Genomic DNA, 18,689 nt, shown 5'->3' on the forward strand with positions numbered 1-18,689 from the left:
GCTGTCAAGTGGTTATTTTCAGAAGTTTTCGAAGATTTCTTCAACAACTTCAACCACTTGCGCTTGCGATCTCTCGTAAGCGGGAGGCGAATTCTACAGGGATCGCCATGAACGTCAACCCCCTTATCTTGAAAAAAGCGAAACACTTACTTACCCCATAAAAACCAAAGTGCCTCACCGCCTCTTCTATATAGAAGGAGCGCACAGCCTAGGGGCGTGAATTATCCCCTACCCACACAAATGCACCTGGGTCGCAACCGAAATAAGCGCGGCTGAGACCTGCACAAGCGAGGAACGAGAATGACTGCTTGTTGAGACAGGCGAATACCAAGAGGGGAAAGCTTTACAGAGATGGTGTCCCAGGGCCGGTTCGAACGGCCAACCTTCCCCTTAGGAGGGTCAAAATAGAGCCAGCAAACAAAGGGCCGCACCTGTAAATAAAGGGCTTTTAGTTCCATTGAGTACAGCGGAACACAACGGTATAGTGTTTTTTGCTGTCACCCTGCTGTCACGGTCGAGCCCTTGAAAACCAAAATCACTCAAAAGCTGATCGGCAGCCTGGCCGCCGAGCCGAAAGCATACCGCGTGCATGACACCGTGCAACCGGGTTTCTTCATCCGCGTGCTGCCCAGCGGACACAAGTCGTACATGGTCACCTGGGGGCGCAATAAGAACGCAACCCTGGGGCGCGTTGGCGTCCTAACGCTTGATCAAGCCCGAACCGAGGCCGCCCAATATCTTGCCGACGCGCACGCCCACGGCGAGCCCCTGGCAGTCGCCCAGGGCCGAAAGGGCATCGCCCTACCGTCTCTGCGTGAATTCATCGACGACACCTATATGCCGTGGTTCAAGGCCCACCACAAAGGCCATGAAAAGACCTTGCACACGCTCGACAACAATTTCGAAGCGATCATGTCTCGGCGCCTGGGCGACATCACCGGTCGAGATCTGGAGCAGATCCGTACCGGATGGATGCAGGCCGGCAACAAGGCTTCAACGGTGAACCGCAAAATGGGCTCCATTAGCGGGGTATTCAGTCGCGCAGTAGAGTGGGATTACATCGCGGATCACCCCCTGGCCAAGCTGAAACAGCTCAAGGTCGACTCCAACGGGATTATCCGGTACCTAAGCACAGAAGAGGCTAAGCGCCTGCGGAAGGCGCTGGACGCCCGCCAGGATGAGGCGCGCACCGAGCGCGAGACGGCGAACAAGTGGCGCGCAGATCGAGGGAAAAAGCAGTTGGCAAGCCTGCTGCAGATTCCGTACACGGATCATTTGAAGCCAATGGTGCTGGTGTCCCTGAATACGGGCATGAGGCGCGGCGAGTTGTTTGATCTGAAATGGCCGGCCGTGAACTTCGAAACCAGGACGGTGACCGTCGCCGGCGACACCACCAAAACAGCCGACACGCGGCACATCCCGATGAACAAAGAGACGTTCGGAGTGCTGAACGACTGGAAAAAACAGAGTGGAGATTCCCAGTATGTGTTCCCCGGGCAGGACGGCGGCCGCTTTGAAGATGTGAAAAGCGCCTGGCTCAAGCTTCTGGCGCGGGCGAATATCGAGGCTTTCCGCTGGCAGGATATGCGGCACGACTTTGGTCACGCCTGGTAATGGCTGGAGTGCCCCTGAACACGGTGCGGGACCTGTTGGGACACGCCGATATCAAAATGACGCTGCGTTACGCGCACTTGGCGCCGGGCACCAAGGCCGCAGCAGTCGACCTTCTCTAGGCCTCAGGCCTGATCATGCGAAGCCAAACTTCGTAATCGACCATAATCGGCTTGTTCGCCTCGATGGACTTCGCATAAGCGACCAGGTCATCCCACTCCTCACGAACTCTCTCAAGATTGAGTGATGCCTTGTGGTAGACGTCCTGATAAGGGGCACGCCTGCGGACATCCTCGAAAATATCCACGTCCCCTTTGAATCTGTTGCTGGTTGTCTCGACATACACGAGGTAGGTCTCTTTATCTACCAGTTCAGGGCTCACATTCGCGAGCCTCAGCTTGAAAATTATTGGGTCTGGATCCCACAGCCAGCTAATGATTGTCGAAACAGGGACTTTGCTTCGATCACCAGAGAGGCTTCGAAGCGGAGACGGGATATTCACCTCCTCGAGCGCCCGCTCAATCAGCTCCTCTACCGCCTCGACAATTTTTATATTTTTGACCCGTGCATACAGTTCCAGGCCATCTTTTAGGTGAGGCGCAACCCTGGCAGACAGCACAACTTTTTTTGACCGATTTGACATTGACGGGCCTCGACTCGTCTACAAACTTTTTGCTTGCAGATCGTGTTACTTACAAATAGGATGCTTACGTTCCATTCAGTATCATACAGACCAACGGAACGATCAAGGGGAAACAAAATGAATGCAGCGCTACAGGTTGACCCGTCTCAAATCTCCCTCGGGGTTGATGAGGCGGCACGGATTACGGATTGCACTCGGACCGGCATCTATAAGGCTATCGCCGCCGGCGACCTGAAGGCTTTCAAGATCGGTCGTCGTCGTCTGATTCTGGTGTCGGAGCTGAAGGCTTTTGTTGAGCGCGCCGCGAAGGCTGGTGCTCGGTGAAGGCTCGGCCTGGGATGGCCTTAGAGGGGGTTGTCGAACCGGTGCTACCAACACCGGCCCGACGTATCACATCGGAATGCTTTGGGAAGCCACAGATGAGACTGATCAATTCTACTGCCAGCGCCGCCAATAGCGCCAGCGAGGCACACAACCTGGTCAGCGGCCGTCGCGCGCTGATCCTGACCCCGGAGCGCGCCAACCTGATTGGGCGGTCCGGTCTCCTACTACACGCCGACGGCGACCACTGGCTGATGGTGGTCGAGGGCAAGCGGTACCGTGTCCTCGCGCGCAGCCTCATGCAATTGCCTGATGACTTCACGCCGCCGCCCAAGGCCGCTGCGTTGTGGAGGGTCGCCAAATGCGCGTAGAACCAATCGAGCCCGCCCAGCCAGACCCGGACAGCCACTCAACAGAGGCGCAAGCCCTCAGGATGATTCAGGCCCTAAAGGCCGGGCCGGTGTCCTCCATCGACGCCGCACGTTCCCTGGATATCGTTCACCCGCCCTCCACGATCCGACACCTGAGGCGCAAAGGGTGGGCGATCATGACGGAGTGGTGCTACCAGACCGCCGCACCAGGCAGGCGACCGCACCGGGTCGGTCTGTACGTCCTTACCAAGGAAAGCCAGTAAACGAGCCGCGTAGACGCCCTCATTCCCGAGGGCGTCGGTGTGTGCCTGCCTGCGAGTTGCCGAATGGCCAGAAAGACTAAATACAAGGTCGACTTCGGCGGTGGTCGAGTACTGGCCTTGCCCTATCGACTGCTGATCAGTGACGCCTTCGACAATCTGTCGACAAAAGCCGTGACCGTGCTGATCAAGCTGGCCAGGAACTACAACGGCCGCAACAACGGCGACCTGTCGTGCACAGCCTCAATGATGGCCAAGGGTAAGCCCATGGACGCAAAGACGCTTTCCTCTGCCCTGGCCGAGCTGATGGACGCCGGGCTGATCATTCGCACCAGGGAGAACCGCAAAGGAGGCAGGGAGCAGGGAATGGCTCGTTGCGCGCTGTACGCGATCACCTGGGCAGCGATAGACGACTGCCCTGGAAAGGATCTGGAAATAGGGCCTGGCCCGCCACGCTTCAAGTTCGTGTAATTCGAGTTTTTCGGTGGGAATTTTTCCGTCGAGTAGTGGGAATTTTTCCCAGTCATCGACCTTTAGCTGTCCCGTTGCGTCCCGTTAGTTTTCTTGAGTGCCGGGGTACTGGGATTTTTTCCTACTACCTTTCAATAAAACCGGGGCCTCCAGCGGTGTAGCTGGAAGGAAAATATCCCACCCTTATTAAATTACCACCACCAGGGGTTAATAAGATGGGACCACAGACGTACCAACAGGCCCGATGCACCCATGGGTATGCAGGGAAATGTAAGCGTATCGGAGGCTTCACTTTCCTTGTTATCGACTGGTTGCCTTGGACAAAGATCGGAATGTGCAGACCGTGTGCCGAGGAAGTGAGGAAGGACCTTATCTACCTCGCTGAGAAGGCACCCACCGCCAACAAATGAAAAAGGGCACCACCCTGTGACGGGGTAGTGCCCTTGATACCACGAAAGTTTCGTTGTTTCAGGCTTGGTCCAGTGGAATTGCCCTGTAGGGTTGATCGCCGCCCAGGTCATCCGAACCGAAAATGGACCGATTGACAGCCTTCCGGCTCTCCAGCATCAGATCGTGTTCATCATGCGTGCCGATGCCCGCCGCTACCCACTCTGGCAGCTCCTTGCGGCGCCGCATCTCGTTCAAGTGCGTCCACCACCGGGTAGCGTGTGTGCGTTCGGCAGAAATCGCCTCGACCACTTCGTTACTGCGCTGATCCAGCAGGTAGTGGGACAACGGCGGCGCCTTTTGCGCCTCCGCGTTCGCATCATCCAGTTCGTTTTCCATGCACTCGCACCACTGATAAACCTTGGAATACCAGTCCTTTAGGGCGAGGGTGCCCAGTTGCGCGAGCGCGTGAGGCGTACTGTCTTCGGGGAAGGTCTCAAGCATCAGCGTGAATATTGCGCTCACGTTATCGAAGGCGCTGGTCACTTCGTACAGATCCTGGACGGCAGTCTCGGCGATTGCCTTGTGGGAGCGGCTCATTGATCACCCCCGGCGCCCAGCGCAGCACACCCGGACAGCGCGGCGGCGATTTGCTCGCGGTTACAGTCGGCGGTGTTGGCGCCGTCAGCAGCCAAGTTCCATGCGACGTCTACCAAGTTGCGGACGTGCTGACTGGTGCCCTTGTCTGCCAACGCAGCGTAGAGAACCGCCTCAACTTTGCGTAGGGCTATCTGGGCGCTTTCAAGGTCCTCAAGCGCGTCATGGGCGACCTCTTGAATGCTGCGCTGGACCCCGGCGGCGTGATTGTCTTGGCGTTTCAGTGGGCTACTGGTATTTTGGTATAGTTGCATGACGTGTACCTTCAAGTTTCGTCGTGTGATCGCCAGGCCGCTGTTAGCGCAGCGGCTTGGCACCTCTTCTGAGATGGCCCAAACCTGGACCATCGATTCGATCGGCTAAGGTTTCAGCCGATTAGCGCTTACCCTTCTCGCTGATCCAGCCTGCCGCCCAGCTCAAGGGGTCTTTCGACTCCATCGGCTTGAGTGGCTTCCCATCGCGTGCCGCCTGCTTACCTTCCTGCTCCGTCTCTGTGTGAATCCACACCGTGGTGTTCTTGTAGCCCCCTGCTTTCTGACGCTCCTTGAATGCTCGCTGGCGCAACGTGTTCGGGCTTTCGGGTTTGTCTGCCATCTGAATTCCTCATTACCGGTAACGTGAAATCATACTGTCACGGCATTACCGGTAACGCAATAGGGTGTGCAAAATAATTGCATCCCCCAAATCTGGGTTATCTGCACGGCCGAGATAACACGGGTTCGCGTGGCCTCTACTGAAATCCCGGTAGTTTTGCGAGGGAGTCGTAAAAGGGTTCCGCTCCCACAATCAACACCAGCTAGGAAATTCAGCGCTGTTGCTAATACACAGGAAGGCAAGCGAGTATCGATGCAGAAAAATCGCCAAGACGGAAAGGGAATTGAACATGACGAGGCTTTTGGAAAAACGGTTCGGCGAACTTGAGGTGCAACTCGAAGCTATCGAGGCGACCAAGAGGATGGAGCAAGGCGCTCTGAGCGGATCCCCATACCCGCACATTAACGCCGACCTAATTCTCAACTGGACTGTCAAAGCGAAGTCGCTTTTATCAAATGCGTGTGGCGAAAAATCGTATCATTTGTCCGCTTTCGTCGAAGCAGAGAAGCCGCGCCCCTACTCAAACAATTTCGAAACGCTTCAGCGCGTTAAGGCCGTCTTTCTGGCAGCCAAAGAAGATTATGAAGGTGGCTACCTCAACAGCGTTCGCAACCTGGTGCAGGCAGAAGTGTTCACCAGCGAACTGGAGCAAGCCGAGGAGCTGCTCAAATCTGGGTATGCAACAGCTGCAGCGGTCATTGCAGGAGTTGTGCTTGAGACGACCCTGCGCGATCTATGTACAGCGCACGGGATAGAGCACGGCAGCCTCAACAAAATGAATGACGATCTGGCTAGAGCGAACGCTTATAACGCCACTCAGAAAAAACGAATCACGGCCTTGGCAGGAACTCGCAACAGCGCGGCTCATGGCAAGCCGGAAGAATTTACGGCTGCAGAGGTGAAGGGGATGATTGACGACGTTGAGAGATTCTTGGCTATGGCCCTGCAATGAGCTCTCGGACGGCATGGGCGTTATAATCTCAGCTGCCTGATCACCTGGCGCGGATCGGCGCCGGCGGATATTGCCGAGATAGCGTCCTTGGTCAGTTGGTCCAGAGCCTGCTGTTCGAACGCCTCGGCCATAGATGCAGCCTTGCGCACGATCAGCAGCGCCAGTTCGGGCGGGAACGTGGTCTTGGATGGGTCGGGCAGATAATCGCAATCGATGACTGACATAGGGGCTCCGGAGATGTCCTGACTTCTCAGGGTATCTCGACGCCGTGCCAGGTGAAAACCCTACATACACGCGAAAAGGCAGTGAATTGTCGCGCTCTATGTAGTTCTGGTATAGCGACAGATTCAAGTAGAATCAAAAAAATTCAAACCAATTGGAAAATGGATTTCATGAAAAACTACATTGCCGGCTTCTTTATTAGGCCAGTTTACATAGGGGCTTTTTTTCTATGTCTTATGCCGATATTTGCGACACTATACTTTTTCATTGGAGGTAGTGAATTCAACAACAACCCTTCGGACTTCTGGACATTCTTGTACTTTAGCATTGTAACTATAACCACTTTAGGATTTGGCGACATCTACCCAGTAACACTACTTACAAAGCTTCTAGTAGCCTTTGAAGTGATAATGGGAGCGCTGTGTGCCGGACTATTCCTTAACGCCTGTTCCTACACTATTTCTGAACGATCAGCTCAAGCCGAACGAACAAAACAGAACTTTGAAGAAAAACTTAAACATTTCAAGACCAGCCAAGCACTTATGCTCAATCAGGATTCAATAGTCAGCTATCACCTGAAGCTTTACGTATTAAGAGTTTGGACGGTCTGCACTCCAATAACTGGTAGAGTCGACTACTCTTTTGATTCCATGCTGGGCCTTAACGGAGCTGAAAAATTTAAATTTTCGTTTAACGACATTCGCGACTTACACAAACCATCGCTCCTAAGGAAAGACTCATTCCAAACAAGCGCTGTCGTAGCATATTTTAAAGAGCTTCATCTTTTAATATCCGCAATTAAGGACATGATGAACTTTGCACCAATGAGAGAGTGGCCCTCACTACAGACAGCGTGCCTGGAGTTTATTTACACAAGCAACAGTCTTGACTGCTCAGAAATCATAATAAAGGGCGAATCCACCACTGCAGGAGATGTGACACTAGGGGCCTTTGCCGCAGAAATAATCTCTGAAAGTACTGAAGATCCAAAACTCGAAAACACAGGAAACATCGTCGATCCTTATATTAATCTCTATTTTTTACTAAAATACAGTCTCGACTTCTGCGCGCACTATCGTACAGAAATCGATAAAATCGTAAATGATACTGGACCGACTGAATAGACACATGATGGAGGTAAATATTTAATTGGAAAGACCTCAATAACTTGATTCACTCCAGACAGAGCGAATGGTCTTACTCGCATTAACTAATCTGCTTACGGCCTCCTAACCCTAACAGCAGACCAATTCAAGCATATAACCATGCAGCAACAGAACTGATATCAATTGTCGACAGGTGTGATAGCCCCGGCGAGTGAGCTGAACCTGTCTCATTGAGACGATTTGGTCTCACTGAGCGTGGCGGAAAAGCTACAGAGTGTGGAAAGCAACACGCAGTGTAGGAATCCACACATTGGAGAATCCCTCAGATCTGAGGGAATTCCCTGATGCCAGGCCGAACTATTCGCCAGGTAATTTCAATTATTGCGAGACAGACCATATGAGCCGAATCGGACCGTATGGCCTGACTGCGTGCGAGACGATCCTAAAATGGCGACTCCGCAAAAGTGTGGAGCCAGAAGTGTCGGATATCCCGGCAGATCCCCGGTAACGCTTCTAACGTTAGTTCGCCGTTACCTAACGTTAAACGAGGCTTGGTGCGCCTGCTGGGCATTGCCATTGCGCGCCGCCTGGGCAACCATGAGGATTCTTGACAGACCCTAGACAGATTCCAGCCCATGGCCGCGCTCAACAACGAAATCAAAGCCTTTATCGTCCAGTCCCTGGCGTGCTTCGACTCCCCCTCACAGGTCGCGACCGCCGTTAAGGATGGCTTCGGCGTGGTCGTGTCGCGCCAGCAGGTCGAGACCCACGACCCGACACGCAAGAGCAGCAAGGGCCTGGCCAAGCGCTGGGTGACGCTGTTCGAAGACACCAGGGACGGTTTCCGGTCTGAGGTGGTCAAGGAGCCGATCGCCAACCGATCCATGAGGCTGCGCGCGCTTGGGCGGATGCTTGAAGAGGCCGAGGCGAGCGGGCACATGGTGATGGCAATGAAGCTGATGGAGCAGGCGGCCAAGGAGTGCGGGGACATCTACATTAGCCGCAGGGCCAAGACTGACGCCGGCCAAGCCGAGCCCGCAGACCGCGTGGCGGTTGAATTCGTACTGGCGCCGCACAAGGACGCCTGACAGCAGGTCGGAGCAGGTATTCCCCCATTGGGGAAACACCCCATGAAAGCCCCCCATTGGGGGTTGGACATATCGACGAACATTCGACGACTGCTCGACGACCGCTCAGCGAATACCGAGATGCGTCCAAATCTGGACACATCAAATCCGCGCCACGTTTTCATATCTCGCAAAACGTGGCGCGGAAACCTGACATACCGAAATGGGATGTCAGCTCTCCCCGCTCCGGCCTCAATCTGAGGTCGGACTGAGCCGAAATTCCGGCCATGTATCACTTTGACTGCCATCGACTTAATGCAACAAAAACGCCCTCTCCAGTCGCGCCAAAACCAACTATTTCAGTCCCATTCAATCCCGTTCTGTGTAGCACCTGAGGTGCACCCTAAAAGCACTGGATATGCGGCCAGATACTGCCTAATGTGAGCAATGCAAGGCTTTCAACAGCTCACAGAGGATTGATCATGTCAGTCAGCGCCAGCTCTACCAAACCCCGCGGCCCACAAGCCAAACCGACCCGTGCCGAAATCAATGCCGCGTGGAGTCGTCTGCGTTCGGCAGCCGAACAAGGCAGCGTTCAGGCAAGCGCTCTGCTGATCGCGCTTGTTGAGAACCGCCCGCTTCACGTCGACGCCGCTTAACCGGCCCACACATCAAAGGTAACTCAATGAAAATCGGCAAACGCTCCGTCCTCAAGGTTGGCTTGGCCAACCTCCATTACTCCGAATACGAGCACTCCCAGGTAGAGGCCCGAACATTCAATATTCAGCGACCCGACGGCACGAAAGGCACCTGGCAGGCCGGCGGCTTACTGAAGTCAGTTCGCCATTTACAGGGCTTGGCGCTGGAGACTTTCAAGGACCTTGGAGAGGAAATTCTCTCGATTCGCGGAAACAAAGACCTCAACGCCGCGGCTATCGAGCGCAAGGGCAAGGAGCAGATTGACGGGATCGTTCCTGCCTTGATGCCGGCTATGGAAAAGGCGGCAAAGGATATGCTGACGCTGGCCCAAACAGTGGTCAACGGCTTTGCTCCGGTCACGCCTCGCGCTAGCTCGGACGTTGTTGGTTTCCTGGCTGATCAGGAGCTGCGAGCTATCGTGCGCGGCCTCAAGCCGGAGGAACGTCAACGGCTAGTAGCTGAAGCGCGCGCAGGTAGTCACCCCGACGTTGTAGAGGCGGTGCTCAGGGCAAACCCAATGCTCTCCGGATTATCGCCAGAGGCGGCTGACAGCCTTTCGCGCGCAGGCATTGCCGCGTCGCGCGCCGAAGACATTGAAGGGCTCAAGCAGATGCTAGCGATCTACGATGACGTGCTAGCCACAGCCTCCAATGCCGGTGTCGCACTGAGCGGCATGGTTGCTAATTCGAATGGGTACACCGGCCGATTTGAGAAGTGGCGATCGGGCTGTGAGGGCTCCGAAGCGCTTCGCGAATGGCTGGCAAAAATGCCCTCTCGCACCTCCGCAAAAGCGTCTCCTGATCAATCCGAAGCGGCCTAACTGTCGCACCCGTGCGCTACGCAAGTATTGGTGGCGCCGATCAACGGCAGACTCTGTGAGTGTGAAGACATGACCTTTCAAGAACGCTTTACTGAAGCGTGCAGCACGCAGAAGTTCAAACCCTACGAGCTGATACAAGGACCTGACGCCGGCTATCTGGTGTGGGAGGTTCAACAAGTCCGCAATGGTCAGCAAGTAACCATCGACGGCCCCTACTTCACTGAGGAAGAGGCCAGGGTGTCAGCCGACCTGATGCGCGGAACATTCCGCGGCGCCCGGGCCAGTGAGGCGATCTACAACCGGGTGTGGAACTACGACCCACGCCAAGAGCAACTGGCCATCGACCAGGCGCATATGTCGCGTGCAGTACTCGCCATTCGTCTTGGGCTGCCCGCCCCATCCACCAATCCATAGGAGGCCCCCATGGCCGCTACAGCAATCGAATACGCCCCACTCACCACAATTAAGCTATATGGCCAGCTCCGGCAGTTCGGAAAGGTATACCACCTGGCCGTTCGCTCGCCTGCCGAAGCCATCAAGGCACTGTGTGTACAGATTCCGGGCCTTGAGCGCTTTATCTCTAATGCTAAGTCGCGCGGTTTGGAGTTTGCCGTGTTTCGCGGCAAAAAAAATATTGGCGCAAAGGAGCTGGGATACCAGGGCACCGGCGACATCATCATCTCGCCTGTTATCGTCGGGAGTAAACGAGGTGGCGTTCTACAAACTATCGTCGGCGTTGTACTGCTCGCGGTCGGTGCAGTGCTTACTTACGCTTCTGGCGGCACGGCTACGCCGTTTACGTCAGGGATGATGATGATGGGCGCGTCTCTCGCTCTGGGGGGCGTAATCCAAATGCTCAGCCCTCAGGCCGGAGGACTCAAGACTAGCGCGGCGCCGGAGAACGTGGCCGGATATGCGTTCGGATCGGCGAAGAACACCACGGCTTCCGGCAACCCGGTCCCGCTGTGTTGCGGTCATCGACGGTGGGGTGGCGCGATCATCAGCGCAGCCATCTACGCCGAAGACCAGATGTAGGCCCCCTGTGGCGGTGCTAAAGTGGCCGCCTCATGGAAAGGAGCTCTCATGCTGAAAATTACCGTTGTTGCAGCTCTAGTTGCACTGTTGAGCGGATGTTCTACAACCCCCGTACCGTTCGACCAGGCCAGGCCAGTCCCTGGTGACAGGATTACGGCTTTCGGGAAGAAACCTGCAGATCCGTACTCGACCATTCAGATCGCGCGCGATACCGGCTTCGTCGGTGGCGGATGCTTCGTTGCTGTTCACATCGACGGACGTGCCGTCGCCAGGATCGATACAGGTGAAGTGGTCAGCCTTTACGTGACGCCAGGCGAACACCTGGTAGGCCTGGGAGCCGATGAGCGTGGATCGGGTACGTGTAGTTGGTCAGGAACGCTCAAGGAGCAAGCCACCATTTTAAAAGCCGGACAAACAAAGCGCTTCCGGATCGGTGGCGACACGAATGTCGGCCTGGATATCCGCCCCACCTCTCTTTGACCTGCAACCGTGTCGAAAACAACACAGTGTGTTGAAACCTACACACGTCGTTGTTTTCGATATTTGCGCAACTCAAGACTCGATGATTTTCTCTCGCTCGAGCACTTGGCGGATTTCTTCAAACCTAGATTTGATATCGCCTTTCGGAAAGCGGATTTGGCCAAGTCCCTGGATATTCGAAAACTCTTCGCAACCTTCCTCCAATAACACGATTGCCCTGGTAAACCCTAGGCGCCCCTGGAAAAGCCCTACCTCGTGTATCACGTTGGTCCGGGCCTCCATCTTACCGTCAACCTGCTCGTCTTCAGCTGTCATCACTATGAAGGCGACCGCAGCGGAATCTAGCATTTCTGATAATCGCGCTATGTTAGTAATGCCAGCTACGGGGACGCGATTGAATTCATCAAACGGCAATTTAAGCCTTTCCGTAACGAAATCTTTAAGGTCACGCCACACGTGCGACCGACCGTGCCCAATAAAAACGTTCGTTCCAACAAGGCTTGAACGTGAATCTTTTTTTGCGGACCGGATCATATAAGAATAAGCCTTTTTCAAAAAAGGGATGAGCCTTTCCATTGCTGCTGCGGGCTCAAGTAGCACGACCGCATCTATGAAAACTTTCACGTGGGGAGGCTTCTGCGTCCCTTGAGACATTGCCAAGCCATCTCCGACCAGGCGCGCCCCTTTCGGTCTCAGTGAGTCGACAAATGCGCGCTCACCGAACGGGGAGAGCTTTTCTAGCTCATCGAGCAAAGTTTGCCCGTAAGGATCTCCATTTTTGGAAAAAATCCTAATAACCAATTCGGCTTCCCGTTTGACCTCATCGAAAAGCTCATGCCCTTTTTTACTGAAGCTTTCGGCGGCACTCATGTCGGGATTTCCGGCAAGGCTTTTCAAAGTCTCTACAACGCCATCAAACGCGTACTCCCTCCACTCGCCAGAAGTCTTGTTGCTATAAGCATCTTGAAATCCCCACTGCGCATCAAAATGCTCCCCTGGTGGTGGAGTTTGAAAATCGAGGTAATAAATTCGAGAGTGATAGCCCATCCATGAGCCGCAGAACGACTTTGATGCATACTCTGCGGCTTCTTTAAGCTTCCGCGCTGCCTCCAGCTTTTTAATAGACTTTTCCCGATACTCCTCCAACCTATCGATACCGTCCAATATGTCTTGTATGCCGTCGGTCAAGTGCATTCCCCTTAGTAATTCAACAGTAGGGCAAATCCTCAAACTCACCCTTACGACGCCTAAGCTATATGGCAATGTACTGGCACCTTGAGCGAATCGCTAGGGTATGCCTATCCAGATACAGGCTTATTTTGCCTTTCTCGGGCTTTTCGCTTGATAAGTAACACCCAAAGTGCAACAGTATTAGTAGAACGCCCTAACTGATACAGGCACCCATCATGTTCATCCGCGCATACCTCCGAGCATCCACCGAAGAGCAAGACGCCGGCCGCGCCCGCGCGTCGCTCGAGCAGTTCGCCAGCGACCATAACAAGGGCATTGCGAGCGTGTACCTGGAGAACGCCAGCGGCGCCACCGCCGACCGGCCGGAGCTGCTGCGCCTGCTGAAAGACGCACGCAAGGGTGACGTGCTGCTGGTGGAGTCGATAGATCGGCTATCCCGTCTCCCGGTGGAGGACTGGCAAAAGCTCAAGGCAGCTATCGACTCCAAGGGCCTGCGCATCGTCGCGCTCGACCTGCCGACCAGCCACCAGGGAATGCAGGACACGAAGGGCGACGAGTTCACCGGGCGGATGCTGGGTGCCATCAACTCAATGCTGGTGGAAATGATGGCCGCGATCGCGCGCAAGGATTACGAGCAACGCCGCGACCGGCAGGCCCAGGGCATCGAGAAGGCCAAGGCCGCCGGCAAGTACCAGGGGCGCCCGGTGGACGCCGATCTGCACAAGCGCGTGGCCGAGCTGCTCGGCGCCGGCCTGGGGATTCGCGCGACGGCACGGCACGCCAACTGCTCGACCACCACCGTGCTGAGGATTAGGGACCTGGCATCAACCTGAGATTCTTTGCAACACTTCCTCGATGTGCACTGATCTGAGTCTATTGAAGGCTGAGCCATCAAAGTGCTAGCGTCAGATCGACTGCGTCGGAGTGATGACGCGGTAGGCGATGTCTAGGGCGGTTGATTGACTTCCGGCCTACACCTCAAGAGGGCAAGGTCTTGCCTGCGATGGATAACGAAGGAAAGTAATCATGGGTCTTGAGTACAGGGACATGGATGTGGATGTCCGCGCAAATATGGTCCAAGAAGTAGCATTCGATCTGGATAAAGGGACTATCTACACGAGCCCACGGCTGAACGAAGAAGGTAGCCGGCTATGGCCAGACACCCTCAAAGAAGCAGCGGGAAACCACTCCGATGTGTGGTTAGCAGGTCAAATCCGAGAGCAAAGATTGCTCAAAAGCCATGAAAATCGAGCTAAGCCGAGCGGCGGATTTACCCAAGCACAAATCCCAGTTACAGCTCCAGATACCCTTGCAGAAGGTGAGTTCAACCGATTCTATATTCGGGGGCTGTGCCTGAAGGCGCTGGCCGAAGACATCCCTTACCTCATTGCTTACCGAGCGCGCCCCTCTGCAAACCCCCGCGCAGAGTCTGAGGCGATAATCGGCAAAAAATTTGATCCGCAACAGTTACTGGACGATCTGCGTGCAACGACCGGTATCGACACCGTTTTGGGCCTGCCTCCCGGGCCGAACTCTGGACTATCAGTAACCATCCCTTAGTTACCGGTCACAAAAAAAGCCCCGATCAGGAACAACCGATCGGGGCTTTCTTTTGCCTGATGCTGCCACCCTGCTGTCACCAAAGTTCTGGTGGAACGCAATAAATGGCTACAGGCCTTGAATTATATGGTGTCCCAGGGCCGGTTCGAACGGCCAACCTTCCCCTTAGGAGGGGGATGCTCTATCCAATTGAGCTACTGGGACAAATGCCAAACGCTTATCCAGAAAGGCCAGCGACAGACGGCGTGCATCTTAACGGCCGAGGCCGGTTTTGTCATGTCGTCCGTTGGCATTTTGAATGTAGGCCGATCCTTGCGCACGCATTCAAAGCCTCCTTCAGCCACCAAGGCTTCTATGGCCATCGTGCAAATTGCACTGCCCCCATATGCCATCATTGCAAACTGCAACCCTACAACCCCAAAAAACAAAGCTAACTCTTTGTTTTTATTGATCAAATAGATTGGCACGACACCTGCAAAGTCATAAACACAAAACCAACCATTCCAGGCACCGTGGAGACCATGACTATGAACAGCGCCCTTCTATTAGCACTGAACGCTGTGGCACTGGCCGCGGTGGTGACGTTTCATTTTCAGCCGACCAATACTGAAGACGGCGCGCAAATCAGCCAAGCCATTCCCCACCATCTGCAACAGCGCCCTCAACTGGCACTGATGACTGCCAACCCCCAGCCCCCCATCCGCCTGACCCAAGATACTCAATCTGCCCCAGCGGCCGAGCATTGGGTTTTCTGAGAACATTATTCATGTCCAAATCTGCCTGGTTATTTCTGTGCCTGACCCTCATGTCCGTCGCACTAGGCCTGGGAGCCACCTCACAACAAGCCCAAACCCTAGCCTTCGTCGCAAGCGCCGTGCTGGGCAGCCTACTGATAATGGCACTCATCAAGGGTCGCCGAATCAAATTCGATCCACTCCTTCGCTAGCCCTCCTCCCTTCTTCCCTACCTTATGTCGCCTGACACTCCTAAATAGGCGAACAACTACTAACCTTAAGCTTGAAGGCAAAGGGCCATATCGCTATAGGACGGGCGCCCTCCAACCCAGATGCCGCGCAGGCTTTGGGCGGGGATTGACGAGCTTCGCCACAGTCCTGGGAAATTTTTCCAACCAGTCCGCAAAAACGCAAATCAGTACTGGCATAAAGCCTGTAGGCGGTTCAATATTTGTCACAGAATTGACGCCAATGAAATGTCAAATCTGAGGCATGATGCGGCCTCTTTGCAATTCGGGTTGAACTTTGGTCGTGAGCCTTGTCTTAACACTCATCTTGCGGCCAATTCCAGAAACCGCTCCCCTGAACTAACCGGTTAAATATATGCGCCCATTGAAACAGGCAATTTATTCCAGCCGTACGGCTGACAAATTCGTCGTACGTCTGCCAGACGGAATGCGGGAACGCATTGCCGAGGTGGCTCGCAATCATCACCGCAGCATGAACTCCGAAATCATCGCACGCCTGGAACAAAGCCTTATTCAGGAAGGTGCCTTGGGTGAAGAGTTGAGCATGCGCCTGGACAGCCCCGAGCTGTCACTGCACGAACGCGAACTGCTGCAGCGTTTTCGTCAGCTCTCCCACCGCCAGCAAAATGCTCTCGTCTCGCTTATCGCGCACGACGTGGAGGCGGCCGCAGAAGCCAATTGATTGACACCTGAAAGCCGAAGCCAGCCCTGTGCTGGCTTTTTTTTGCGTGGAGTTTGGGGAATAAGAAGCAAAGCGAGGGCAGGTTTGCCCCCGCTGGAAAGGTCAGAGCAGGAAGATCGTTGCCAGGCCCAGGAAGATAAAGAAACCACCACTGTCAGTCATGGCCGTGATCATCACACTGGCACCCATGGCAGGATCACGTCCCAGACGCGCCAAGGTCATGGGAATCAAGACCCCCATCAAGGCCGCCAGCAACAGGTTTAGGGTCATGGCTGCAGTCATTACCACGCCCAGGGACCAACTGCCGTAAAGCAAGTAGGCCACCACGCCAATCACGCCGCCCCACACCAATCCGTTTATGAGGCCAACAGCCAGCTCCTTGCGCAACAGCCGCGAGGAATTGGCGGTACTGACCTGGTCCAGCGCCATGGCGCGCACGATCATGGTGATGGTCTGGTTCCCGGAGTTCCCGCCAATGCCCGCCACAATCGGCATCAACGCCGCCAAGGCCACCAGCTTCTCGATGGAGCCTTCAAACAACCCGATCACGCGAGAAGCGATAAACGCGGTAATCAGATTAATAGCCAGCCAGGCCCAGCGGTTATGCAGTGAACGCCAGACCGACGCGAAAATATCTTCCTCTTCACGCAAACCCGCCATGTTGAGGACTTCGGTTTCACTTTCCTCACGGATCAAGTCGACGATTTCATCGATGGTCAGACGACCGATCAACTTGCCGTTCTTATCCACCACCGGAGCCGAGATTAAGTCGTAACGCTCGAATGCCTGGGCCGCGTCGTAGGCATCTTCGTCCGGATGGAAGCTCACGGTATCGCTGGCCATCAGGTCAGCAACTTTTTTCTCCGGATCATTGACCAGCAGGCGCTTGATCGGCAAAACGCCCTTGAGAATCCCCTCATAGTCGACCACAAACAATTTGTCGGTGTGGCCGGGCAATTCTTTGAGACGGCGTAGGTAACGCAACACCACTTCCAGGCTGACGTCTTCGCGGATGGTGACCATCTCGAAGTCCATCAGGGCGCCGACCTGATCCTCGTCGTACGACAGCGCGGAACGCACACGCTCACGCTGCTGCGTGTCGAGCGCCTCCATCAACTCATGGACAACATCACGGGGCAGCTCAGGGGCCAGGTCAGCAAGCTCGTCCGCATCCATCTCCTTGGCGGCAGCCAGGAGCTCGTGGTCATCCATGTCGGCGATGAGCGTTTCACGCACCGAGTCCGATACTTCCAGAAGGATGTCACCGTCACGATCAGCCTTGACCAGCTGCCACAGGGTCAGTCGGTCATCCAACGGCAAGGCTTCAAGAATATAGGCGACGTCGGCGGAGTGCAGGTCATCGAGCTTGCGTTGCAACTCGACGAGGTTTTGCCGGTGAACCAGGTTTTCGACGCGGTCGTGGTTCGGACCTTCCTGGCGGTGCGTGAGGTCTTCGACCACGCGCTGGCGCTGCAGCAGCTCGATAACTTGAGCCAGACGATCCTGCAGGCTTTCTTGTGTCTTCTTTACTTCTACTTCGGTCATAGGCGAACTCCACTCCCAGCAGCGGGGCACGCCGGAAGGATCAATCAGTCAATTCATGATTGGTAAAACGGGGTACTGAGTAACTACTGGGTAAGTCCATGGAGGTATTCCACAAGCCCCGGCGGGGCTGACGGGCGCATGATACACCGCCCGGACGTTTTAAACGTTAAAAAACTGGAAAGAACAAGCGCTTGCACGCCAAAGCTCAGTATTGGCTGCATCTATAAACTGCGACGACGCAGGCGCAGGGGAAAACACATGAGGAGGGAGAAAAAGGAGGACGCCGGATAAAACCTACACAAACCCCAGACGGCAAAAAGCCCGCACTAGGCGGGCTTTTTGTTTGTATGGTGCACTCGACAGGATTCGAACCTGTGACCGCTCGGTTCGTAGCCGAGTACTCTATCCAGCTGAGCTACGAGTGCAGATTGTGTTTTTAGACCAGATCACAACTGGTTGAAGCCAAGCTACCTGCATCGCTGCAACTAACTCTTAAATGGTGCACTCGACAGGATTCGAACCTGTGACCGCTCGGTTCGTAGCCGAGTACTCTATCCAGCTGAGCTACGAGTGCATTTGTTGCCGCGCATTATAGGCCGTTCAATCTCTATGTAAAGCTATTTTTTCGAGTATTTTCAACAACTTACCGAAAAAACCAGATTGCAACGTACTAAGCAAATAATGGCGGAGAACGGGGGATTCGAACCCCCGACACCCTTTTGAGGTGTACTCCCTTAGCAGGGGAGCGCCTTCGGCCACTCGGCCAGCTCTCCGCAACACGGGGCGTATATTAACCACGTTCCTCCCCGTTTGCAAACATAAAAAACGATAAAAATTAAAGGCTTGGTTCTTCGTCCTTCTCTTTCTTGATCCGCAGGTAGATTTCCTCGCGGTGGACCGCCACCTCTTTCGGAGCATTAACCCCAATACGTACTTGATTGCCTTTGACGCCGAGCACGGTCACGGTGATTTCGCCATCACCGATAATCAGGCTTTCTGCGCAACGACGAGTCAGAATCAGCATACCTTTCAC

The 18,689-nt window shown here is 54.8% G+C and carries 25 protein-coding genes, 4 tRNA genes and 1 pseudogene; 18 read left to right on the plus strand and 12 right to left on the minus strand.

The genetic code is table 11. The features are described 5' to 3' along the window. Positions 1–522: 522 nt before the first annotated feature. Positions 523–1,733, plus strand: a pseudogene (locus tag CER19_RS24260) (tyrosine-type recombinase/integrase). Here CER19_RS24260 and CER19_RS24265 read toward each other — a convergent pair. After that, positions 1,730–2,254, minus strand: coding sequence for a hypothetical protein (locus CER19_RS24265; protein WP_116668272.1), 525 nt, complete (start codon positions 2,252–2,254; stop codon positions 1,730–1,732). The pseudogene CER19_RS24260 and the gene CER19_RS24265 sit on opposite strands and share 4 nt — an antisense overlap. 117 nt (positions 2,255–2,371) lie before the next feature. Between CER19_RS24265 and CER19_RS24270 the strand changes: the two genes are divergently transcribed. The 4 genes from CER19_RS24270 (at position 2,372) to CER19_RS24285 (ending at position 3,677) form a co-directional block, all read left to right on the plus strand. After that, positions 2,372–2,578: a helix-turn-helix domain-containing protein gene (locus tag CER19_RS24270; RefSeq protein WP_065895888.1), complete on the plus strand. Its 207-nt coding sequence runs from the start codon at positions 2,372–2,374 to the stop codon at positions 2,576–2,578. 95 nt (positions 2,579–2,673) lie between these two features. Then, positions 2,674–2,946 carry a hypothetical protein gene (locus CER19_RS24275; protein ID WP_116668273.1) on the plus strand — a complete coding sequence of 91 codons (273 nt, stop codon included), beginning with the start codon at positions 2,674–2,676 and terminating at the stop codon, positions 2,944–2,946. After that, positions 2,937–3,209, plus strand: a complete 273-nt coding sequence (locus CER19_RS24280; RefSeq protein ID WP_083203141.1) for a helix-turn-helix domain-containing protein — start codon at positions 2,937–2,939, stop codon at positions 3,207–3,209. Before CER19_RS24275 ends, CER19_RS24280 begins: the two co-directional genes overlap by 10 nt. 63 nt (positions 3,210–3,272) lie before the next feature. Then, entirely contained in the window at positions 3,273–3,677 is a 405-nt protein-coding gene (locus CER19_RS24285; RefSeq protein WP_106118701.1) for a hypothetical protein, read from the plus strand. Between the two features lie 468 nt (positions 3,678–4,145). On the opposite strand, the gene CER19_RS24290 is transcribed toward CER19_RS24285, so the two are convergent. The 3 genes from CER19_RS24290 to CER19_RS24300 form a co-directional block, all read right to left on the minus strand. Beyond that, positions 4,146–4,664: a hypothetical protein gene (locus CER19_RS24290; protein ID WP_065895885.1), complete on the minus strand. Its 519-nt coding sequence runs from the start codon at positions 4,662–4,664 to the stop codon at positions 4,146–4,148. Beyond that, a complete protein-coding gene (locus CER19_RS24295) occupies positions 4,661–4,975 on the minus strand; it encodes a hypothetical protein (RefSeq protein ID WP_116668274.1) in 315 nt (104 codons plus the stop codon). Before CER19_RS24295 ends, CER19_RS24290 begins: the two co-directional genes overlap by 4 nt. 121 nt (positions 4,976–5,096) lie before the next feature. Continuing rightward, positions 5,097–5,315, minus strand: a complete 219-nt coding sequence (locus CER19_RS24300; protein ID WP_116668275.1) for a hypothetical protein — start codon at positions 5,313–5,315, stop codon at positions 5,097–5,099. Positions 5,316–5,604: 289 nt separating this feature from the next. On the opposite strand from CER19_RS24300, the gene CER19_RS24305 reads away from it, so the two are divergent. Next, positions 5,605–6,267, plus strand: coding sequence for a DUF4145 domain-containing protein (locus CER19_RS24305; protein WP_043050367.1), 663 nt, complete (start codon positions 5,605–5,607; stop codon positions 6,265–6,267). Between the two features lie 20 nt (positions 6,268–6,287). On the opposite strand, the gene CER19_RS24310 is transcribed toward CER19_RS24305, so the two are convergent. Further along, positions 6,288–6,491 (minus strand): hypothetical protein, encoded by a 204-nt coding sequence (locus CER19_RS24310; protein ID WP_116668276.1) that lies wholly within the window; start codon positions 6,489–6,491, stop codon positions 6,288–6,290. 168 nt (positions 6,492–6,659) lie between these two features. Between CER19_RS24310 and CER19_RS24315 the strand changes: the two genes are divergently transcribed. The 7 genes from CER19_RS24315 to CER19_RS24340 all read left to right on the plus strand — a co-directional run bounded on the left by CER19_RS24315 (position 6,660) and on the right by CER19_RS24340 (position 11,696). Then, positions 6,660–7,613 (plus strand): potassium channel family protein, encoded by a 954-nt coding sequence (locus CER19_RS24315; RefSeq protein WP_165861669.1) that lies wholly within the window; start codon positions 6,660–6,662, stop codon positions 7,611–7,613. A gap of 617 nt (positions 7,614–8,230) precedes the next feature. Continuing rightward, positions 8,231–8,683 carry a DUF2280 domain-containing protein gene (locus CER19_RS24320; RefSeq protein ID WP_116668278.1) on the plus strand — a complete coding sequence of 151 codons (453 nt, stop codon included), beginning with the start codon at positions 8,231–8,233 and terminating at the stop codon, positions 8,681–8,683. 461 nt (positions 8,684–9,144) lie between these two features. Beyond that, positions 9,145–9,321: a hypothetical protein gene (locus CER19_RS28860; protein WP_165861670.1), complete on the plus strand. Its 177-nt coding sequence runs from the start codon at positions 9,145–9,147 to the stop codon at positions 9,319–9,321. A gap of 26 nt (positions 9,322–9,347) precedes the next feature. Further along, positions 9,348–10,181 carry a hypothetical protein gene (locus CER19_RS24325; protein ID WP_116668279.1) on the plus strand — a complete coding sequence of 278 codons (834 nt, stop codon included), beginning with the start codon at positions 9,348–9,350 and terminating at the stop codon, positions 10,179–10,181. A gap of 69 nt (positions 10,182–10,250) precedes the next feature. After that, entirely contained in the window at positions 10,251–10,595 is a 345-nt protein-coding gene (locus tag CER19_RS24330) for a hypothetical protein (RefSeq protein WP_116668280.1), read from the plus strand. A gap of 9 nt (positions 10,596–10,604) precedes the next feature. Continuing rightward, the gene (locus CER19_RS24335) at positions 10,605–11,216 is read left to right on the plus strand and encodes a tail assembly protein (RefSeq protein WP_017529434.1); all 612 of its coding nucleotides are present in this window, start codon (positions 10,605–10,607) and stop codon (positions 11,214–11,216) included. 48 nt (positions 11,217–11,264) lie between these two features. Further along, positions 11,265–11,696, plus strand: coding sequence for a hypothetical protein (locus CER19_RS24340; protein WP_116668281.1), 432 nt, complete (start codon positions 11,265–11,267; stop codon positions 11,694–11,696). A gap of 72 nt (positions 11,697–11,768) precedes the next feature. On the opposite strand, the gene CER19_RS24345 is transcribed toward CER19_RS24340, so the two are convergent. Beyond that, positions 11,769–12,884: a TIR domain-containing protein gene (locus tag CER19_RS24345; RefSeq protein ID WP_256660530.1), complete on the minus strand. Its 1,116-nt coding sequence runs from the start codon at positions 12,882–12,884 to the stop codon at positions 11,769–11,771. A 218-nt stretch (positions 12,885–13,102) separates the two neighbouring features. On the opposite strand from CER19_RS24345, the gene CER19_RS24350 reads away from it, so the two are divergent. Continuing rightward, entirely contained in the window at positions 13,103–13,720 is a 618-nt protein-coding gene (locus tag CER19_RS24350) for a recombinase family protein (protein ID WP_116668283.1), read from the plus strand. Between the two features lie 193 nt (positions 13,721–13,913). After that, positions 13,914–14,447 carry a hypothetical protein gene (locus tag CER19_RS24355; protein ID WP_099548190.1) on the plus strand — a complete coding sequence of 178 codons (534 nt, stop codon included), beginning with the start codon at positions 13,914–13,916 and terminating at the stop codon, positions 14,445–14,447. A 127-nt stretch (positions 14,448–14,574) separates the two neighbouring features. Here CER19_RS24355 and CER19_RS24360 read toward each other — a convergent pair. Beyond that, positions 14,575–14,651, minus strand: a tRNA-Arg gene (locus tag CER19_RS24360). 323 nt (positions 14,652–14,974) lie between these two features. Between CER19_RS24360 and CER19_RS24370 the strand changes: the two genes are divergently transcribed. The 3 genes from CER19_RS24370 (at position 14,975) to CER19_RS24385 (ending at position 16,111) form a co-directional block, all read left to right on the plus strand. Beyond that, complete coding sequence (locus CER19_RS24370) at positions 14,975–15,202, plus strand: hypothetical protein (protein ID WP_116668285.1); 228 nt, start codon at positions 14,975–14,977, stop codon at positions 15,200–15,202. 11 nt (positions 15,203–15,213) lie between these two features. Beyond that, complete coding sequence (locus tag CER19_RS29225) at positions 15,214–15,393, plus strand: PA3371 family protein (protein WP_116668286.1); 180 nt, start codon at positions 15,214–15,216, stop codon at positions 15,391–15,393. Positions 15,394–15,784: 391 nt separating this feature from the next. Continuing rightward, positions 15,785–16,111 (plus strand): Arc family DNA-binding protein, encoded by a 327-nt coding sequence (locus CER19_RS24385; protein WP_003193592.1) that lies wholly within the window; start codon positions 15,785–15,787, stop codon positions 16,109–16,111. A 102-nt stretch (positions 16,112–16,213) separates the two neighbouring features. Here CER19_RS24385 and mgtE read toward each other — a convergent pair whose 3' ends face one another. The 5 genes from mgtE to csrA form a co-directional block, all read right to left on the minus strand. After that, the gene (gene mgtE, locus CER19_RS24390) at positions 16,214–17,656 is read right to left on the minus strand and encodes a magnesium transporter (RefSeq protein ID WP_003193593.1); all 1,443 of its coding nucleotides are present in this window, start codon (positions 17,654–17,656) and stop codon (positions 16,214–16,216) included. Positions 17,657–18,004: 348 nt separating this feature from the next. Further along, positions 18,005–18,081: transfer RNA gene (locus CER19_RS24395), tRNA-Arg, on the minus strand. A gap of 72 nt (positions 18,082–18,153) precedes the next feature. Beyond that, positions 18,154–18,230: transfer RNA gene (locus tag CER19_RS24400), tRNA-Arg, on the minus strand. A 108-nt stretch (positions 18,231–18,338) separates the two neighbouring features. Next, a tRNA-Ser gene (locus CER19_RS24405) sits at positions 18,339–18,429 on the minus strand. 62 nt (positions 18,430–18,491) lie between these two features. Then, positions 18,492–18,680 carry a carbon storage regulator CsrA gene (gene csrA, locus CER19_RS24410; protein ID WP_003175645.1) on the minus strand — a complete coding sequence of 63 codons (189 nt, stop codon included), beginning with the start codon at positions 18,678–18,680 and terminating at the stop codon, positions 18,492–18,494. Positions 18,681–18,689 lie beyond the last annotated feature (9 nt).

This window comes from Pseudomonas sp. GL93, assembly GCF_003408955.1.
Taxonomy (GTDB): Bacteria; Pseudomonadota; Gammaproteobacteria; order Pseudomonadales; family Pseudomonadaceae; genus Aquipseudomonas; species Aquipseudomonas paracarnis.

Excerpts from the sequence above, each read along its gene's own strand:
- CER19_RS24325 (WP_116668279.1), top strand. The coding sequence starts at position 9,348 with ATGAAAATCGGCAAACGCTCCGTCCTCAAGGTTGGCTTGGCCAACCTC.
- csrA (WP_003175645.1), bottom strand. The coding sequence starts at position 18,680 with ATGCTGATTCTGACTCGTCGTTGCGCAGAAAGCCTGATTATCGGTGAT.
- CER19_RS24280 (WP_083203141.1), top strand. The coding sequence starts at position 2,937 with ATGCGCGTAGAACCAATCGAGCCCGCCCAGCCAGACCCGGACAGCCAC.
- CER19_RS24350 (WP_116668283.1), top strand. The coding sequence starts at position 13,103 with ATGTTCATCCGCGCATACCTCCGAGCATCCACCGAAGAGCAAGACGCC.
- CER19_RS24340 (WP_116668281.1), top strand. The coding sequence starts at position 11,265 with ATGCTGAAAATTACCGTTGTTGCAGCTCTAGTTGCACTGTTGAGCGGA.
- CER19_RS24335 (WP_017529434.1), top strand. The coding sequence starts at position 10,605 with ATGGCCGCTACAGCAATCGAATACGCCCCACTCACCACAATTAAGCTA.
- CER19_RS29225 (WP_116668286.1), top strand. The coding sequence starts at position 15,214 with ATGTCCAAATCTGCCTGGTTATTTCTGTGCCTGACCCTCATGTCCGTC.
- CER19_RS24290 (WP_065895885.1), bottom strand. The coding sequence starts at position 4,664 with ATGAGCCGCTCCCACAAGGCAATCGCCGAGACTGCCGTCCAGGATCTG.
- CER19_RS24285 (WP_106118701.1), top strand. The coding sequence starts at position 3,273 with ATGGCCAGAAAGACTAAATACAAGGTCGACTTCGGCGGTGGTCGAGTA.
- CER19_RS24330 (WP_116668280.1), top strand. The coding sequence starts at position 10,251 with ATGACCTTTCAAGAACGCTTTACTGAAGCGTGCAGCACGCAGAAGTTC.
- CER19_RS24270 (WP_065895888.1), top strand. The coding sequence starts at position 2,372 with ATGAATGCAGCGCTACAGGTTGACCCGTCTCAAATCTCCCTCGGGGTT.
- CER19_RS24265 (WP_116668272.1), bottom strand. The coding sequence starts at position 2,254 with ATGTCAAATCGGTCAAAAAAAGTTGTGCTGTCTGCCAGGGTTGCGCCT.
- CER19_RS24305 (WP_043050367.1), top strand. The coding sequence starts at position 5,605 with ATGACGAGGCTTTTGGAAAAACGGTTCGGCGAACTTGAGGTGCAACTC.
- CER19_RS24320 (WP_116668278.1), top strand. The coding sequence starts at position 8,231 with ATGGCCGCGCTCAACAACGAAATCAAAGCCTTTATCGTCCAGTCCCTG.
- CER19_RS24300 (WP_116668275.1), bottom strand. The coding sequence starts at position 5,315 with ATGGCAGACAAACCCGAAAGCCCGAACACGTTGCGCCAGCGAGCATTC.
- mgtE (WP_003193593.1), bottom strand. The coding sequence starts at position 17,656 with ATGACCGAAGTAGAAGTAAAGAAGACACAAGAAAGCCTGCAGGATCGT.
- CER19_RS24275 (WP_116668273.1), top strand. The coding sequence starts at position 2,674 with ATGAGACTGATCAATTCTACTGCCAGCGCCGCCAATAGCGCCAGCGAG.
- CER19_RS24370 (WP_116668285.1), top strand. The coding sequence starts at position 14,975 with ATGAACAGCGCCCTTCTATTAGCACTGAACGCTGTGGCACTGGCCGCG.
- CER19_RS24355 (WP_099548190.1), top strand. The coding sequence starts at position 13,914 with ATGGGTCTTGAGTACAGGGACATGGATGTGGATGTCCGCGCAAATATG.
- CER19_RS24385 (WP_003193592.1), top strand. The coding sequence starts at position 15,785 with ATGCGCCCATTGAAACAGGCAATTTATTCCAGCCGTACGGCTGACAAA.
- CER19_RS24310 (WP_116668276.1), bottom strand. The coding sequence starts at position 6,491 with ATGTCAGTCATCGATTGCGATTATCTGCCCGACCCATCCAAGACCACG.
- CER19_RS28860 (WP_165861670.1), top strand. The coding sequence starts at position 9,145 with ATGTCAGTCAGCGCCAGCTCTACCAAACCCCGCGGCCCACAAGCCAAA.
- CER19_RS24295 (WP_116668274.1), bottom strand. The coding sequence starts at position 4,975 with ATGCAACTATACCAAAATACCAGTAGCCCACTGAAACGCCAAGACAAT.
- CER19_RS24315 (WP_165861669.1), top strand. The coding sequence starts at position 6,660 with ATGAAAAACTACATTGCCGGCTTCTTTATTAGGCCAGTTTACATAGGG.